This is a genomic window from Candidatus Methylobacter oryzae, assembly GCF_003994235.2.
Classification (GTDB): Bacteria; Pseudomonadota; Gammaproteobacteria; order Methylococcales; family Methylomonadaceae; genus Methylobacter_A; species Methylobacter_A oryzae.
On record NZ_RYFG02000118.1, the window covers coordinates 48,330 to 65,348 of the forward strand.

5 protein-coding genes are annotated in these 17,019 nt (G+C 47.9%); 4 read left to right on the forward strand and 1 reads right to left on the reverse strand.

Features of this window, described 5'->3' with window-relative positions; genetic code table 11:
• Positions 1-2: 2 nt before the first annotated feature.
• Positions 3-3,332, forward strand: a complete 3,330-nt coding sequence (locus EKO24_RS19205) for an NAD-glutamate dehydrogenase domain-containing protein (protein WP_127028424.1) — start codon at positions 3-5, stop codon at positions 3,330-3,332.
• A 137-nt stretch (positions 3,333-3,469) separates the two neighbouring features.
• Here the strand turns inward: EKO24_RS19205 and EKO24_RS19210 are convergent, their stop codons facing one another.
• The gene (locus EKO24_RS19210; RefSeq protein ID WP_127028423.1) at positions 3,470-3,952 is read right to left on the reverse strand and encodes a YcjF family protein; all 483 of its coding nucleotides are present in this window, start codon (positions 3,950-3,952) and stop codon (positions 3,470-3,472) included.
• Between the two features lie 235 nt (positions 3,953-4,187).
• Here EKO24_RS19210 and EKO24_RS19215 point away from each other — a divergent pair, with 235 nt between their 5' ends.
• The 3 genes from EKO24_RS19215 to EKO24_RS19225 are packed head-to-tail and all read left to right on the forward strand — an operon-like array spanning position 4,188 to position 17,004.
• Complete coding sequence (locus tag EKO24_RS19215; RefSeq protein WP_161990627.1) at positions 4,188-11,498, forward strand: non-ribosomal peptide synthetase; 7,311 nt, start codon at positions 4,188-4,190, stop codon at positions 11,496-11,498.
• Entirely contained in the window at positions 11,495-15,397 is a 3,903-nt protein-coding gene (locus EKO24_RS19220; protein ID WP_127028420.1) for a non-ribosomal peptide synthetase, read from the forward strand. The genes EKO24_RS19215 and EKO24_RS19220 overlap by 4 nt, the downstream gene beginning before the upstream one ends.
• Positions 15,394-17,004: a cyclic peptide export ABC transporter gene (locus tag EKO24_RS19225; RefSeq protein ID WP_127028419.1), complete on the forward strand. Its 1,611-nt coding sequence runs from the start codon at positions 15,394-15,396 to the stop codon at positions 17,002-17,004. Before EKO24_RS19220 ends, EKO24_RS19225 begins: the two co-directional genes overlap by 4 nt.
• Positions 17,005-17,019 lie beyond the last annotated feature (15 nt).

Genomic DNA, 17,019 nt, shown 5'->3' on the forward strand with positions numbered 1-17,019 from the left:
GATTGAACAGACCTACCAAAAACTGGTCGACCGACCTACGGCATATGGCTGAAAGAGCTTTGGGTCAGCAAGCCGGCCGTCAATTGTGGCAAAAATACCATTCAGCGTTTCCGGCTGAATATCAGGCGCTGGTTTCGCCGCGCTATGCGTTAAAAGATATGCTGCATCTTGAGCGGATTCTTATTTCAAACGGCAATTACTGCATCAGCCTGCTTAATCCCTGCAAGCAAGTCGAACATTACCGGCTGCATTTTTACAGCCGGCAACCGCGTTACTTGGATGAATATATTCCGGTCCTGGAAAATATGCATTTAAGGATCATGGACCAGGTGCAATTTGCGCTTACGGTTGACGGCATTACCCTGTTTATTAAAAGCTTCACGGTTAAAACAAAAAGCCAGTGCGCTTCTCTTGCCAAGTTAAAAAGCCGGGTGTTGGAAACCATTCAGGTAGTGATGGCCGGAACTGTTGAAAATGATGCGCTGAATAAGCTCTGCGTGCTGATCGGGATGGACTGGCAGGAAGTCGATGTGCTCAGGGCTTATCGGAATTATTACCTGCAATTGGGACACCGGACGACCCGGAGCAGTGTTCATCATGCTTTGCTGAGCAATCCCCAGGTTGCTTTGGATTTGTTTAATTATTTTGACGTTCGCTTTAGACCGGATGCCGAATGGGGCGATCCGGTGGTTCGCGAAGAGCAGGCTTCATTTCCGTTGCGCTTGCAGTTGTTGGAGAGCTTGGCTTCGGTTTCCGACATTAATGATGACCGGATTTTACGCACATTGTTTAATTTGATCGATGCGACAATGCGCTGTAATTTTCATGCGCGCCGCAGCCAGGCCGATTATTTTATTGCTTTTAAAATTAACAGCTTGGGTATTATCGAAATGCCCGCTCCGAAGCCGCAAAACGAGATTTATGTTCACTCAGTCTATATGGAAGGCATACATCTGCGTAGCGGCAAGATTTCCCGCGGCGGTATTCGTTGGTCGGATCGTCCCGATGATTTCAGGGCCGAAATTTTTGGCTTAATGCGAACCCAGATCAGCAAAAATGCGTTGATTGTCCCGACAGGAGCCAAAGGCGGATTCGTTGTTAAAAAGAGCGGCTCATCCGGTTTGGGAATAAAAGACGCCGCCAAAAAAGCTTATCTTACGCTGATACGCGGCTTGCTCGATTTAACCGATAATTATGTTGGCGACGAGATCGTCAGTCCTGAAGGCATTGTTTGCTACGACGATCCCGATCCGTATCTGGTGGTCGCGGCCGATAAAGGCACGGCCCAGTTCTCGGATATTGCCAATGCCGTTTCGGCCGAATACCAATTTTGGTTAGGCGATGCCTTCGCCAGCGGCGGCTCTCGGGGCTATGACCACAAAGCGCTGGGCATTACGGCACGAGGTGCTTGGGAATGTATCAAACGCCATTTTCGCGAGTTGGGCAAGGATATTCAAAATGAAGCTTTCACTGTAATCGGTATCGGCAGTATGGATGGCGATGTGTTTGGCAACGGCATGTTGTTATCGCCGCATATCCGTTTGTTGGCAGCTTTTAGCGGCCGGCATATTTTTATCGATCCCAATCCATCCGATAGCGATGCGCCGTTTAATGAACGTAAGCGCCTGTTTGAATTGCCGGGTTCAAGTTGGAACGATTACGACAGGACACTTATCTCCGCAGGCGGCGGTGTCTATTCAAGAACGGATAAGGATATTCCGGTTTCTACTGAATTAAGAAAATGGCTAGGCGTGCGCTACAAATCGCTGGATGGCGACTCCCTGATCCGTTATTTGCTGAGAGTTCCGGTGGAATTGTTATGGTTGGGCGGCATTGGTACTTACGTCAAAGCCGGCACGGAAAAACACGAAGATGTCGGTGACCGGGCGAATGATATTGTGCGGGTGGATGCGGCCGATTTAGGTGCGAGCGTGGTTGGCGAGGGGGCTAATCTCGGTTTTACGCAAAAGGCGCGTATCGAATATGGCTTGAGAGGCGGACGCATCAATACCGACGCGGTCGATAACTCGGCAGGCGTCGATACTTCCGATCATGAAGTGAATTTGAAAATTTTCCTGGCCGGTCTACAAAAGAAAAAACTGATTGTTGATTACCAGCCGTTGTTCATCAGTATGACTGAGGATGTTTGCCGCTTGGTGTTGGCTGACAATATCGCCCAAAGTCTGTCTTTATCCTTGGATCAATTGCGCAGTGCGGAAAATCCGGCCGCTTTTTTGCAATTGGCCGAACATTTGGATGTTGCCGGATTTTTCGATAGAGCCGTTGAATGCTTTCCGCAAAGCAAGGAAGTCATGTCCCGGTCCGGGCAGGTTATAACCCGTCCGGAACTTGCGGTATTGATGGCGGCAAGCAAAATGTACCTGACTCAGTTGCTTAAGGATCAATCCGTTTTGCTGCATGAAGAATGCTGTCAGCGCTATTTGCACGCTTATTTCCCGGAGCAAATCAGCAGAGAATACGGGAATTATCTTTCCAGTCATCCTTTGGTCCATGAAATTACGGCCACGCTGATTAGCAATAAAATCATCAATCAGGCGGGTTGCTGTTTTTTTAGTCTGGATGACGGCAACGCTTATATTTTGGATCAGGTTACTTGTTACTTAACTTTCGACCAGGTTTTGGATGGCGAGGCTTTGCGGCAAGAAATTAGTGCGTTGGATAATAAAATAACGGCCGACAATCAATACCGGTTATTGATACAACTGGAAGACATCCTGACCGGTTTTTGCCGCTGGGCTTTAATACAAGAAAGGAAAATCCGTCCAAATGAACAGACTATTGCGCGTTATCGCCGGTATTTGGAAGATTATGAATGCTATTTCAAAAGCGATTACGCCGAATTCAATGAACTGTTGGAGCAATATCGGCAAGATGGCTTTCCCGACCAGCTCGCTCTTAGGATGGTACTTATATCCAGCCTCAATGATTTTCCGCTAATTGTTTCGTTGGCCGTCGAAACCGGGCTTGAATTTGTCTGTGTGCTGAAATTATTCAAAGAAACAATGCATTACTTAGGCTTATATCAGGTTGACGAACAGTTGGCAAGCATGCCGATACATGATGTTTGGGAACAAAAAGTGCTGGACGAATTGCAAGAGGATATGAAACGAGCAATTAGCATAGTGATTAAAAATGTCTTTGCAAATAAGGCGGAAACTTGCGATGACTACTTCAATCTGCCGGACCAGAAACATAAAATCGGCCGGTATCAACGAATTTATCAGGAGATTAACAATACGTTGCCCGTTAATTTGTTTCCGTATATTGCGTTAATCAAGGAACTAAAATATTTAGTTGATAGCGGTTGGTGAACGGGAGCAGTGCGCTTATTCTAATAAATGCGCTAAATGAAAGGGACCGATTGGCTTTTGAAGGCTTTCACCCCTCGCTCTGTCTTTGTAAAGAGGAGGGAAGAAAGCCGGAACTTATGCAGGGCAGAAAAATACAATTACGCTGTTGGTTTTGTTTTTGCTGCAATAGCGCTGCCTTCTTTCAATTGCTCGGCATAAAAATCTCTGACCGCTTTGGGGTCAAATGTTAAGAACGTGCCGCCTGATTCAAAATGTTGAATAAACACTTTGCCGATTGCATAAGTTGTCGCGCCCGAAATAACCGGCATGCTGACTGCGCCTAATGCAGAACCGACAATTGGAATCACTTTAATTGTACTTGCAAGCACGGGGGATAATGAAGAAGAAAATCCGCCGCCAGTTAAAGCGCCTAAAATGTTTTTACCTTTATTTTGCATGAACTCTACACCATAAAGGTTACTCAAGCGTCTTAGCATCTCGAGTTGGATTCCGGTAACGGCTACGAAATCAAACACCGGAATGGGGACAATTCCTGCTGCTAGGGCGCAATACATACTTGTTTGCACAATACCTTGTGCTTCTTCAGTTTTATCGTTTACTGCGGGCGTATTTTCAGACATTAGTGCCTCCAAAATGAGTTAAAATTCAGTGCCGAACCACTAAAAAAATATACTACTACACTTTGCCACAGATTCAAAGCTTTAGGCAGTGCTTCAGCAGACTTTCAATAGTCTTGCTGATTCTTGCTTTAAGTTATTTTGATAATTACAAGTGACAAAACATACTATTTTAATCACAATTACTACGTAATAATACGTAGTAATTGTGTGTAATTAAATACATTGGAGTGTAAAAGTGGATAAAAAACTGGTTCAAAGCGTTTTTTTGGGTGTAAGCCGAGCTTTTCCGCATAATACTGCCATCAGCGAACCGAATCGGAATATTTCCTTTGAACACTTGAATCAATGTGCCAATCAGGCGGCTGCGCAACTTCTTCAGCATGGTGTAAAAAATGGCGATGTCGTAGGCTTGTTAATTGAAGCAAGTATCGATTACGTCATTGCGATGCTGGCAGTATTAAAAGCTGGCGGTATTTTCATGGCTTTGGACCCGGATACGCCGAAGAAAAGACTGGAGTTTATTATTGATAAAACGGCGCCGAAGCGGGTTATCACTAATAAGCCCGAGTTTGTGGAAATAGTATCCGGTTACCCCGTAGCGGTAACGATGCTGGCGACATCACTGCATGAAACCGCTTTAGAACCCGAGGTAGTCGTTGACGGCAACGACAGCGCCTATATTGTGTTTACTTCAGGATCAACCGGTTTTCCCAAAGCGATTGAAGGACAACACAAAGGCTTAAGCCATTTTATCCACTGGGAGATGAAAACGTTCGGGCTAACTGAAACGACGCGGGTAGCCTGGTTGGCGCCGCCTACTTTCGATGTGAGTTTACGCGATATTTTCGTACCGTTACTGTCAGGCGGCACGTTAGTTATTCCCGATGCGGAGTTGCGCAAAAAAACGGCTTACTTGCCTACTTGGTTGACGGATAATAAAGTGACTTTAATGCATTGCGTACCGTCGCTTTTCAGGATGCTGACCAGAGAGTTTCAAGAACACAATAGTTCTAACGCATTGCCTGGTTTGCAACGCATATTGCTTGCCGGCGAGCCGCTTTACGCTAAAGACGTGATCGCCTGGCGAGAGTTGTTCGGCGAACGGATTGAGTTGGTCAACATTTATGGCCCGTCCGAGACAACTTTAGCGAAAGCTTATTATCCGATTAAGAATCCACCCGCCCAGCCGCAGGCAATGATCCCGATCGGTCAAGCCATATCCAACAGCGCATTACTGATCATAAAGAGCGGCCGCTTGTGCTCTATCGGGGAAATCGGTGAAATTTATATTAAAACGCCGTTTCGCAGTAAAGGCTATTACGGCGACCCTGAATTAACCGCGGCGGTTTTTGTACAAAATCCGTTACATCAAGAGAGCGAGGATATTGTTTACAAAACGGGCGATTCCGGCCGCTATTTGCCTGATCACAGCGTCGAGTTCTTAGGCCGTCAGGATAATCAAGTCAAAATTAACGGCGTTCGTATCGAATTGGCTGAAATCGAACAGGCGGTTTTAACGCATGATGCGATTGACCAGGCTGTTGTGATTGCTCATGCAGTCGATAGGCGGGACAAGGTGCTGGTCTGCTATTTTATTGCGCATACTTCATTGAGCAATGATGCATTACGCGAACATTTGCGCCAATGGCTGCCGTCCGCAATGCTGCCGACTTTTTTTGTGCCGTTAACGGAAATGCCGTTGAATTTACACGGCAAAGTCGACAGGAAAGCGCTGCCGAAGCCGGATGAATTATTGTACGCAGAGCATTACCAAGCGCCGGAAAACGATATAGAAGTTGAACTGGTCAAACAGTGGCAGCAATTGCTCGGATTGAACAAAATCGGTGTCACACATGCCTTTATGGACATCGGCGGCGATTCGCTAAAAGCCATGCGCATGGTTTCCGGTATATATAAGGTGTTCAATGTCGACATCAGTTTAAAAGACTTTTTCGCCCAGCCGACTATTCGCCAGCTGGCGCGCTTGATTGCGGCGGCTAAAACAGCCGAAAAACATCAGATACTGCCGGTGCGGCAAGCGCTCGACTATGCCGTATCGCACTCGCAAAAACGCTTATGGCTGATGGATCGAATGCATATCGATTCGGTTGCTTACAATCTCCCGGAAGCTTTGCTGATCAACGGCGACTTGAATGTCCAAGCTTTAAGCGACGCCTTGCAAGTGCTGGTAGACCGGCATGAATCATTGCGGACCCGTTTTATAGAACGAAACGGCGAACCGCGGCAAATAATAGAAGCTATCCGCGCCGAATTGCCTTTAATCGACTTGAGTACATTAACCGATCCCGATGCGGAAGCGTTAATGCATGTCGATAAGGATTTACGGCAAGCATTTGATTTTCAGCGTGCGCCGCTGTTCCGTACACGCCTGCTGAAACTGGCGCCGCAACGCCATGTATTGTTGTTCAATATTCACCACATCATTAGCGACGGTTGGTCGTTGGGCGTGTTAACCCGGGAATGGATGTCCGTTTATCAGGCTTTGCGTAATGACCAAACGCCATCGTTAACACCGTTGAGCATTCAATATAAAGATTATGCCGCTTGGCAAAATCAATACCTCGAATCTCCCGAAGCGCTAAAACATCGGCAATATTGGCTTAAGCAATTATCCGGCGAGTTGCCGGTATTGAACATGCCGGCCGATTATCTAAGGCCCGCGGTGCAAACCTTTAACGGCGCGACATTGCATTTCAAACTGCCGGATTTTGCGTTGCAACAATTCAAGGCGTTGTTGAATGCGCGTCAAGCCAGCCTGTTCATGGGCTTATGCGCGGTTGTGAAGATTTTATTGTACCGCTACACCGCTCAGCAGGATTTGATTTTAGGCACGCCGGTGGCCGGACGGGGACATAGCGACCTGGAAAACCAATTGGGTTTTTATGTGAATACGCTGGCGTTGCGAGACAGCATAGATCCCGGACAGTCTTTTGCCGCGTTAGTCGATCAAATCAACGCGACCGCGATTGCTGCATTCGATCATCAGCTTTATCCGTTCGATATGCTGGTCAACGATTTAACGATCCAACGCGACATGAGCCGTTCGCCGGTTTTTGATGCGATGCTGGCGTTGCAGAATAACGAGACCGGCATAACGGCTATCGACGGCCTGAATATCGAACCTTTCGTCAAAGAGAATCATTGGGACATCAGCCGTTACGATCTGCTGTTTCATTTTAGCGAAGCGGCAGACGGCCTGGAGTTGGATCTTAATTTCAATCCCGATTTATTTGCCGAAACACGGATGCAGCGTTTAGGCGGCCATATCCTGCAATTATTCGACAGCATCTTGCGCCAGCCTGAGTGCGCCGTTGCAAAATTACCGATGCTGACAGCTTTAGAACTGCAACAGTTGGCAAGCTTTAACCCTATCGGTACGGATACTGCCGGCAACATGACGATTGCCGATGTTTTCGAACGGCAAGCGGCATCAACGCCGGATAACGATGCGCTGGTTACGCCGGAATATACGTTGACTTACAAACAGTTAAATAGCCAAGCCAACCAATGCGCTAAACGCCTGCAAGCTTTGGTGCCTGAAGGTTCTGTTGCCGCCGTTTACAGCGAACGGGTCGACCCATTGCTATTGCTGGCTTGCGCAAAAGCCGGCGTCGTCTATTTACCGATCGATGCAGGCTTGCCGCTACAGCGAGTGCTTTATATGTTGGAGCAAAGCGGCTGTCGTACATTGCTGCATAGATGTCAAACAGCCGTTCCTGCTGTACTGGCGTCCGCTTATCCCTGTTTGGCGTGGGCCGGTGAAAACGATTCCGGGCTGGATGTAACCAATCCGCAACGTCAAACCCGGACTGACGATATTGCTTACATTTTGTACACGTCCGGGTCGACCGGCCGGCCGAAAGGCGTCAGGGTTAAGCACGACGGTTTTGTGAATATGGCTTTGGCGCAAATTGACGGATTTTCGGTGTCGGCCGGCGACCGCGTATTGCAGTTTGCATCGATTGCGTTCGATGCCTCGTTATCCGAAGTTTTCATGGCGTTATTTAGCGGTGCTGCCTTGCTGACTATCGACCAAGCGACGATTAACGATACCGCCGGCTTTATCGATTATCTGGCGCGTTACCGGGTTTCTCACCTGACCTTGCCGCCTGTTTATTTGCGAGCCTTGCAACGGCAAGCGATGCCGACGTTAAAAACCTTAATTACTGCCGGCGAAGCGCCTCATATCGACGACGCGCTGCATTATGCCCGTCGCTGCGCTTATTTCAATGCTTACGGGCCGACGGAAACTTCGGTATGCGCTTCGTTTTACCGTGTCGACGCGCAAAACGATTACCGGCAACGTATTCCTGTCGGAGCCGCGCTGCCCAACTTGGCGATTTATGTGCTGGACGACGCACATAACCCGCAGCCTGTCGGTGTCGCCGGTGAAATCTATATCGGCGGCATTGGCGTGGCGAAAGATTATGTCAATGCGCCGGAATTAACCGCGGCGAGTTTTGTGTCGCTGCCTCAGCTTTGCCCGGCGACGCTTTATAAAACCGGCGATTTAGGTTGTTGGAACGAAGCGGGACAGCTTGAATATATAGGCCGTAAAGACCGGCAAGTCAAAGTATCCGGTTACCGGATTGAGACGGCTGAAGTGGCTTACGCGTTGCGGCAATTCCCGGAAGTCGAGCAAGCCGTCGTTACGGTGCAAAAAGACGGCCGCGAGCAAAATGCGTTATGCGCTTATTACACCCGTGCAGGAAAAGTCGAACTGTGGCCGTCGATTGCCGAATTTTACGTTTACGACGACATTGTTTACCGCAGCATGGCGACCGACCATGCCCGCAACGCGCGTTATCGCGCTGCGTTTGCCAAGGTATTGCAAGGCAAGACCGTTGTCGAAATCGGTCCAGGTCCCGAGGCGATTCTGAGCCGTTTATGCCTTGAAGCCGGAGCCGAGAAAATCTACGCGATTGAATTGCTCGAAGAAACCTACCGCAAGGCGCAGCAAACCTTAAAACGTTTAGGTTTGGAAGATAAAATCCAGCTGTTGCACGGTAATGCGATGACGGTGGAATTGCCGGAGCAGGTCGACTATTGTATTTCCGAAATCGTCGGCGGCATCGGCGGTTCCGAAGGAGCCGCGAAAATCATCAATTCGGCGCGGCGATTTTTACGCAATCCGCAAAACATGCTGCCGACGCGCAGCTTGACCAAAATTGGCGCGATTCAATTATCCGAAAGCGATTTCGATTTCCATTTTTCGGCGATTGCCGCGCATTACGTCGAACGTATTTTCAGCCAGACCGGTTATCCGTTCGATCTGCGGCTATGCCTGAAAGGACTGCCGGACAGCGCTTTGATCTCCAATGCCGATGTTTTTGAAGACCTGGATTATACCCGCGATATTCCGCTCGAAAGCGAACACGATATTGTCCTGAACTTCGATAAGGACAGCTTGTTTACCGGTTTTCTGGTCTGGCTGACGTTGTATCCCGATGCCGATGAAGTGATCGATATTTTATACAGCCAGGACAGTTGGATTCCGGTGTATTTGCCGGTTTCGATTGCAGGGATCGCGGTCCGGAAAGGCGATGTGTTTAAAGCGTCGTTGCAACGCAAATTGTGCGCGAACGGCCTGAATCCCGATTATTTTATCGACGGTACGTTATATAAAGCCGACGGACAGGAAATCCCCGTTTCTTACGCGGCATATCATAATCAGCCGCAGTTCCAGTCCGGCGAATTTTATCGCCGCTTGTTCCCAGGCAAAGGTGAAATTCCGGTCAGGCCTGCGCTTCAGGTGGCAAAGCTACGTGCATTCTTGGCCGAATCGTTGCCGGCATATATGATTCCGGCGCATTTTACCGAGCTGGAAAACCTGCCTTTGAATAGCTCCGGAAAAGTCGATTTAAAAGCGTTGCCGGTTCCTTTTACGGTAAACAGCAGCGTACAGGGCGATCATTATGCGGCACCGACAACCGGTGCCGAACGGCATTTGGTCGAGGTATGGCAAGACGTTTTGGACCAAAGACCGATCGGCATTCACGATCATTATTTTCATCGCGGCGGCGACTCGATCCGCGCAATACAAATTGTCGCGCGGTTGCGGGAACATAACCTGAAGCTGGACGTGCGCGATATTTTCCAATACCCGACCATTTACGAATTGGCAACGCAGGTGACAGAGGTTGTTAAAGCCGTCGATCAAAGTCCGGTAATCGGCGTGATTCCGTTAACGCCGATCCAGCATTGGTTCTTTGCGCAAAATACGCCGGAACCCCAGCATTTCAATCAAGCCGTTTTGCTAAAACTTAACGGCCGGGCGCAAAAAGCCGATCTGCAAACCGTGTTGGAACATCTGTATCGTCATCACGACGCCTTACGCATTCAATTTAAAATCGGTGTCGACATCGCTCAGCAAATCAACGGAGCGGAAGGAATCGTCAATTTGCAGGAAGTCGATTTACGCGAACAAGCAGAGCCGGCTCAAGCCATGCAGCAACATGCCGATGCGGCGCAGGCCGCTATCGATTTAAGCGCGGGACCGTTATTCAACGCTGTGTTGTACCGTTTGCCGGAACAGGATTGTTTACTGCTGTTTTGTCATCATCTGGTTATCGACGGCGTATCGTGGCGTATTTTGTTGGAAGATTTCAGTAGCGCTTATCGGCAAGTGCTTGACGCTCAAACGATAACATTGCCGTTAAAAACCGACTCGTTTAAAAGCCATGCCGAACGCTTGCAGCTGTTTGCCGAAAGCGGCGAATTAAGTCAACAGCTGGTTTATTGGCAAACTTTGGCTTCGATAGTCGAGCCGGAACCGCAAGCGAGTGCTGCGACGATAGCCGATGCCGGTGAATATGCTTTCGCTTTGAATGAAGCCGATACGCATCTGCTGCTGACCGATACTCACCAGGCGTTCAACACTCGCATCGACGACGTGTTATTGGCGGCTTTGTCAATGACTCTGTATCAATGGCAAGGGCGCCGGCAAACAGTAATCGAAATGGAAGGCCATGGCCGGGATCAGCTGGAAGGTTTGGATACGCAACGCACCGTGGGCTGGTTTACCGTCGCTTATCCGAAATTGCTGCAATACGACCCGCAACAAAACCTGGCCGATTTACTGAAAGAGACCAAGGAATCGCTACGTCTTATACCGAATAAAGGTTTGGGTTACGGCGTATTGCGTTATTTGCAGGGCCGGCCCGAGTTGGCGTTGACGCCGGAAATCGGTTTTAACTATCTGGGCCAAATGGATGGGGCTGACAGGAATGAGTTGTTCAGTATCGATTGGCAAGGTTTAGGCCGCGCTGTCAGCGCCAAAATGCCGCTGGCTCACGATCTGGACATTTTAAGCTTGGTCGAGAACAAAGCGCTGCAATTTCATATTGCTTACAACACATTGCGTTATCAGGACGAAAGCATCCGGCAACTAGGCGATTTGTATAGGCAAAACATAACTTTATTGATCGCTTTCTGCATGGAGCAAGACGGCAGCGAATTAACGCCGTCGGATTTGACTTACCGAGAAATCAGTATTGATGAACTGGATCTGCTGTTTGACGAATGACGGACTTAAATAAAGCAAACTTACAAGATATTTATCCGTTGTCGCCAATGCAGCAAGGCATGTTGTTTCATGCCTTGTACCAGCCGGGCGGTGATGCCTATTTCGAGCAAATAAGCTACGACATCCGGGGCGACTTGGATATTGGTCTATTCAAACAAAGCTGGCAGTTGCTGCATAACCGACATGACGCGTTGCGTACCGTTTTTGTCTACAAAAAAACCGCCAAGCTGTTGCAAATGGTGTTAAAGCACCGGGACATGGACTTCAACTGCATCGACTTAGCCAACCTGGCACCGGATCAACAAGCCGAGCGCATCGAACAATACCGGCAACAGGACAGAGCCAGGGGCTTTGTTTTAACGAAAGAGCGTTTGTCGCGGATTCAGCTGTTTAAAACAGCTGCCGACCGCTATGCGATGATTTGGAGTTTTCATCATATTATTCTGGATGCATGGTGTTTCGGCATCATTTACCGGGAATTGATGCACTGTTATCAAAGCCTTCTATACAATAAGCCGCTACGCTTGGCTCCGGCCCCGCCTTACAGCCGCTATATTCAATGGTTAGGCGCTCAAGATAAAGATGCCGCCCACGATTTTTGGCAAAACTATCTGCAAGGTTATGACGTTGCAGTCGGTTTATACGGACAACAGCAACAGACAGGCGATTATTGCTACGCGATACAAAAGCTGAGTTTATCAACAGAGGATTCCGACAGGCTCAGGGGCGCTGCGAGAACGGCGCAGGTTACGTTAAACACCGCCGTTCAAGCGGCTTGGGCTCTACTGTTGAGCGCACATAACAGCCGCAAGGATATCATATTCGGCGTTACCGTGTCCGGACGCCCGGCGGCGGTTGTCAATGTCGAAAACACAGTCGGTTTATTTATCAATACCGTGCCTTTGCGTGTCCGTATTGACGACCGGCTCAGTCTATCCGCACTGTTGCAGCATGTTCAGAAGCAGGCATTATCGGCCGAATCCTATCATTATTACTCTCTGGCCGACATTCAAAGCCTCTGCGAGCTCAAGCAAAATTTGCTGAATCACGTGTTGGTGTTTGAGAACATTCCGCAAGTGCATGCCGAAGATTCCGGCATGCAGAACAACGGTTTTGCGATTCGGCAAACCGATATGTTCGAACATTCGCATTACCCTTTCGCGTTGTCGGTAACTCCCGATGAGTCGATCGAATTAACGTTGACCTATGACCGCTCGGTCTATAGCGACATAAAGATCGAACGCGTCGCGAAGCAACTGGAGTATTTGCTGTTGCAAATTGCCAAGCAGCCGCAAGCTAGCGTGGCCGAACTTGCGATTTTGCCGGAATCGCAGCAAGCAGAAATTTTAAATCGTTTCAGTAAGGTTGTTGCCGGGGAAGACAGCCGCTTGCTGCTTGATTTATTTGCCCGGCAGCGAAACTGTTTTCCGGACGATCCAGCGGTCAGCAGCGGCAATAACCAGCTGACATTTCGTGAGCTCGACGCCAGGTCGAATCGTTTCGCAAATTATTTACTGCAAAATTTCCAGCTTGAAGCTGACGATAGAGTGGCCGTATTACTGCCCCGCAATAGCGATTTAACTGTTGCGTTGCTGGGTATATTAAAAACCGGGGCCGCCTACGTGCCCTTGGATAATGCTTACCCGAAAGCACGGATTGATTACATTTTGGAGCATAGCCAAGCCAAGCTGTTCGTCACGGCCGGTTCCGGTGTTGGCTGGGGTGTGCCGTCGGTAACGGTTGAACAGGCTGTCAGCCAGTGCGCTAACGATTCCAATCCAGGCATTAACATATCGCCGACACAATTGGCATACTTGATTTACACCTCCGGATCCAGCGGTCAGCCCAAGGGCGTGATGGTAGAGCACGCCAATCTCGCTGCTTTTTGCATTAACTTGCGGCAACGATTCGGTTTTACCGGGCAGGATAAACTGCTGGCGTTGACGACGATCAGTTTCGATATTTCGGTACTGGAATTGCTTTGTTCGCTGGCAGTCGGTATAAGGATTGTGATAGCCGACGATCAACAGAGTCAAAATCCCGAACAAGTCGTTCGCTTAATCAAGGACCATGCTATTACGCTATTGCAGTCCACGCCTTCGCGTTTGCAATGGTTGATCGGCGCCGGCGGGATTGAGGCGCTTTCCGCATTAAAAGTTATCCTGGTGGGCGGAGAAGCTTTGCCGGAAAGTTTGGCGAAACAGCTCAAACAATTGCAGTCGACCCTGATAATTAACGTGTACGGTCCAACCGAAGCGACTATCTGGTCAACTTGCCAGCCGTTAGGCGAGGGCTCAATATCTATCGGTACGGCGCTGGCCGGCGAAAGCGTTTATATCATGTCGCCCGAACGTAAATTACAACCTATCGGCGTGATTGGCGAAATCGTTATTGCCGGGGCCGGCGTCAGCCGCGGTTATTGGCAAGACGAGGAACGAACCGATAAAGTGTTTACCAGCGATCCGTTCAAAACCGGCCAACGCATGTATGCGACCGGCGATTTAGGACGTTGGCTGGAAAACGGTGAAATCGAGTTTTTAGGACGTAATGACGATCAAGTTAAGATTCGCGGCTACCGTATCGAATTAGGTGAAATTGAGCGCCAAATCCTGGAACACCCGGCCGTTGTTCGAGCCGTTGTCGTTAATAGCGGTAGTGCCGAACAGGGTGTTTTGAACGGGTTTATCGTACCGGTCTCGCCAGGGGGCAGTTTCGAGGGATTGACTGCCGAACTGCGTAAACATCTGGCGCAATGGCTGCCTGAATTTATGATCCCCAGCCGCTTTATCGTTACCGAATACGTACCGTTAAACAGTAATGGTAAAGTCGACCGTAAAGCGCTGGTCAAGATGCTAGGAGAATTAGCCGTACCGCAACGCCAATATCGTGCAGCCCGGAATGAACTGGAGCAGCAGTCTGTAGAGATTTGGCAACAGGTGCTTCAGTACCGGCCGATCGGTATCGATGACGATTTTTTCAGCCTGGGCGGAAACAGTATTACTGCAATCCAATTATTGTCGCAGTTGAGTAAACTGTTCGGCAAAGATATTCTGCTCAGCGATTTTTGGAGTCATTCCAGCATTTCATCGCTAACCGAGGCTTTGGCTGATGAGCGTAATTCGGTAATGGTCGCGCTGAATAATCATAGCGATGCGCCGGTAATGTTTTGTTTTCCTCCAATCACCGGTTTTGGTGCGGTGTTCAGAGGTCTGGCCGGCTATTTGTCGTGGTCTTGTTATAGTTTCGATATTGTTCCCGATATCGACTGGATTGCCTACAGCATTGCCGCGATTAAACAGGTGCAAGCGCATGGGCCGTATGTTCTGCTGGGTTATTCGGCCGGCGGCAATTATGCGTATCACGTGGCGGCGGCGTTGCAAAGCCAAGGCGAGCAGGTTCGGGCATTGATTTTGATCGATAGCATCAGGGTCACGGACATCGTGATTTTCAGCAGCCGGGAAAAACAAGACGTTATTGAACAGGCCCTGCAAGAATCGCAGTTGCTGGCTACTCTTGACAAAACTGAGTTGAGCGGCTTGTCCGCTCAAACGGAACTTATGCCCTCTGGGTATAAAGCTGAGTTGAGCAGCGTGTCTGCTCAAACGAAACTTATGCCCTCTGGGTATAAAGAGCGGGTCTGTTCGATGATGACAGCTTATTTGGATTTCATTCTGCAACATCCGAACCGGTCTGCATTAACGACAGACCTGTTTTGTCTGAATGCAGAGGACCGGGACGGGTTATTATTGCCGAGTGATAGTTTCAGCCGCGATTGGTCGGCTTCAACACTGGGTACAGTTATTAATTATCAAGGCAAGGGCAATCATTTCCAAGTTTTGGCGCAACCGCAATTGGCGCATAATGCCGAAGTCATACAAAATATTTTGAATAAATTATGAAATTATTGGATTTTTTTAATAAGGAAAGCAGGGCGCCCAAAAGGCAGATCATTTTTACCGCACTGATTTCCGGTTTAGCGAACGGTTATTTATTAACAATTATTAATAATGCAGCGGAGACTGTTAATAAAAGCGAAGCCTTGCAAATAAGTAACTTTTTTCTGTTCTTGATCGATTTAATATTATTAATTTACACCAAACAATATTCTTTAAAGCAAGCCACCGTTGCGGCTGAAGATGCGATTAACCGTGTCAGAATTCGAGTGGCCGATAAATTGCGCGCTACAGAGTTGCCGTATATTGAAACCGCGGGCCATGCAAAAATATATGCCAGTATTACTCAAGATACCAGTTTAATTTCGGAATCCGCTATTATCCTGATTAATGCCTGCCAGCAAATGATCGTAGTTTGTATTTGCTTGTTATATATTGCCTACCTATCGATACCGGGATTTATTATCACCGTTTCGGTATTAAGTGTATCGGTATTAATGTATTTATATAATTCAAAACATATTAGTGCTCAATTGCATAATGTGGCCAATAAAGAATCTGAGTTCTTTAATGGTATTAAAAGTATTCTGGTTGGTTTTAAAGAAATTAAAATTAACAAAAAAAAGAACGATGCATTATTTACGCATATTGAAACGATAGCCAAGGATGCGAAAGAAATTAAAGTAGCAGCCGGGCTGAATTTTGTTATTGAATTAATGTTCGCGCAAACGTCGTTTTATATTCTATGCGCATCGATTATTTTTGTTTTGCCGGTTTTGAGCGCAACTCAGATTGATCAGGTCGTTGGAATTACTATTGCTATCCTGTTTCTATTTGGCCCGTTAAGCATGGTGGTCAGTGCTTTCCCGATGTTCGTTCGAGCTAATGTAGCCGTAGAGAATATTTATCAACTGGAGCATGAAATCGATCAGTCCAGTAAAACGCAGCAACCGCAACTCCCTGACGCGCCTGTTTTCGAAACCCTGGAATTCGAACAAGTCAGTTTTCATTATCCGCAGCAAAGCGAAGGTACGCCATTCGGGGTTGGACCGCTCAGTTTTAAAATTAACAAAGGCGAGACTTTGTTTATCGTTGGCGGCAACGGCAGCGGTAAATCTACATTACTTAAATTATTAGCCGGGCTTTATTACCCCTTATCAGGCGATATTTATATTAACGACAGGCTTTTGGAGTCCGATGATTACGCGCATTACCGCGAGCTGTATTCAACGATATTTACCGATTTTCACTTATTTGACCGCTTATACGGCATTGAGGACGTTGATGTTCGCCGTGTAGAGGAACTGTTAAAAACGATGGGTTTGTCGAAGAAAACCAATTTTAAAAATCAAGGCTTTACCAATACGGATTTATCGACCGGCCAAAAGAAGCGTTTAGCTTATATCGCTTCCGTGCTTGAAGATAAGCAGATTTATATATTCGACGAATGGGCGGCCGATCAAGATCCTGAATTCCGCCAATATTTCTATGAAGTCTTATTGAAAGACTTAAAGGCCAAAGGTAAGACCGTAATTGCGGTAAGCCACGATGACCGTTATTTTTTTGCTGCCGATAAGGTTATAAAAATAGAGTATGGCCGGATTATCGATTAGTTGTTGCATGGAAGG

Bases quoted from the DNA above. Each gene is read 5' to 3' on its own strand.
- EKO24_RS19210 (WP_127028423.1), bottom strand. From the start codon at position 3,952: ATGTCTGAAAATACGCCCGCAGTAAACGATAAAACTGAAGAAGCACAA.
- EKO24_RS19220 (WP_127028420.1), top strand. From the start codon at position 11,495: ATGACGGACTTAAATAAAGCAAACTTACAAGATATTTATCCGTTGTCG.
- EKO24_RS19225 (WP_127028419.1), top strand. From the start codon at position 15,394: ATGAAATTATTGGATTTTTTTAATAAGGAAAGCAGGGCGCCCAAAAGG.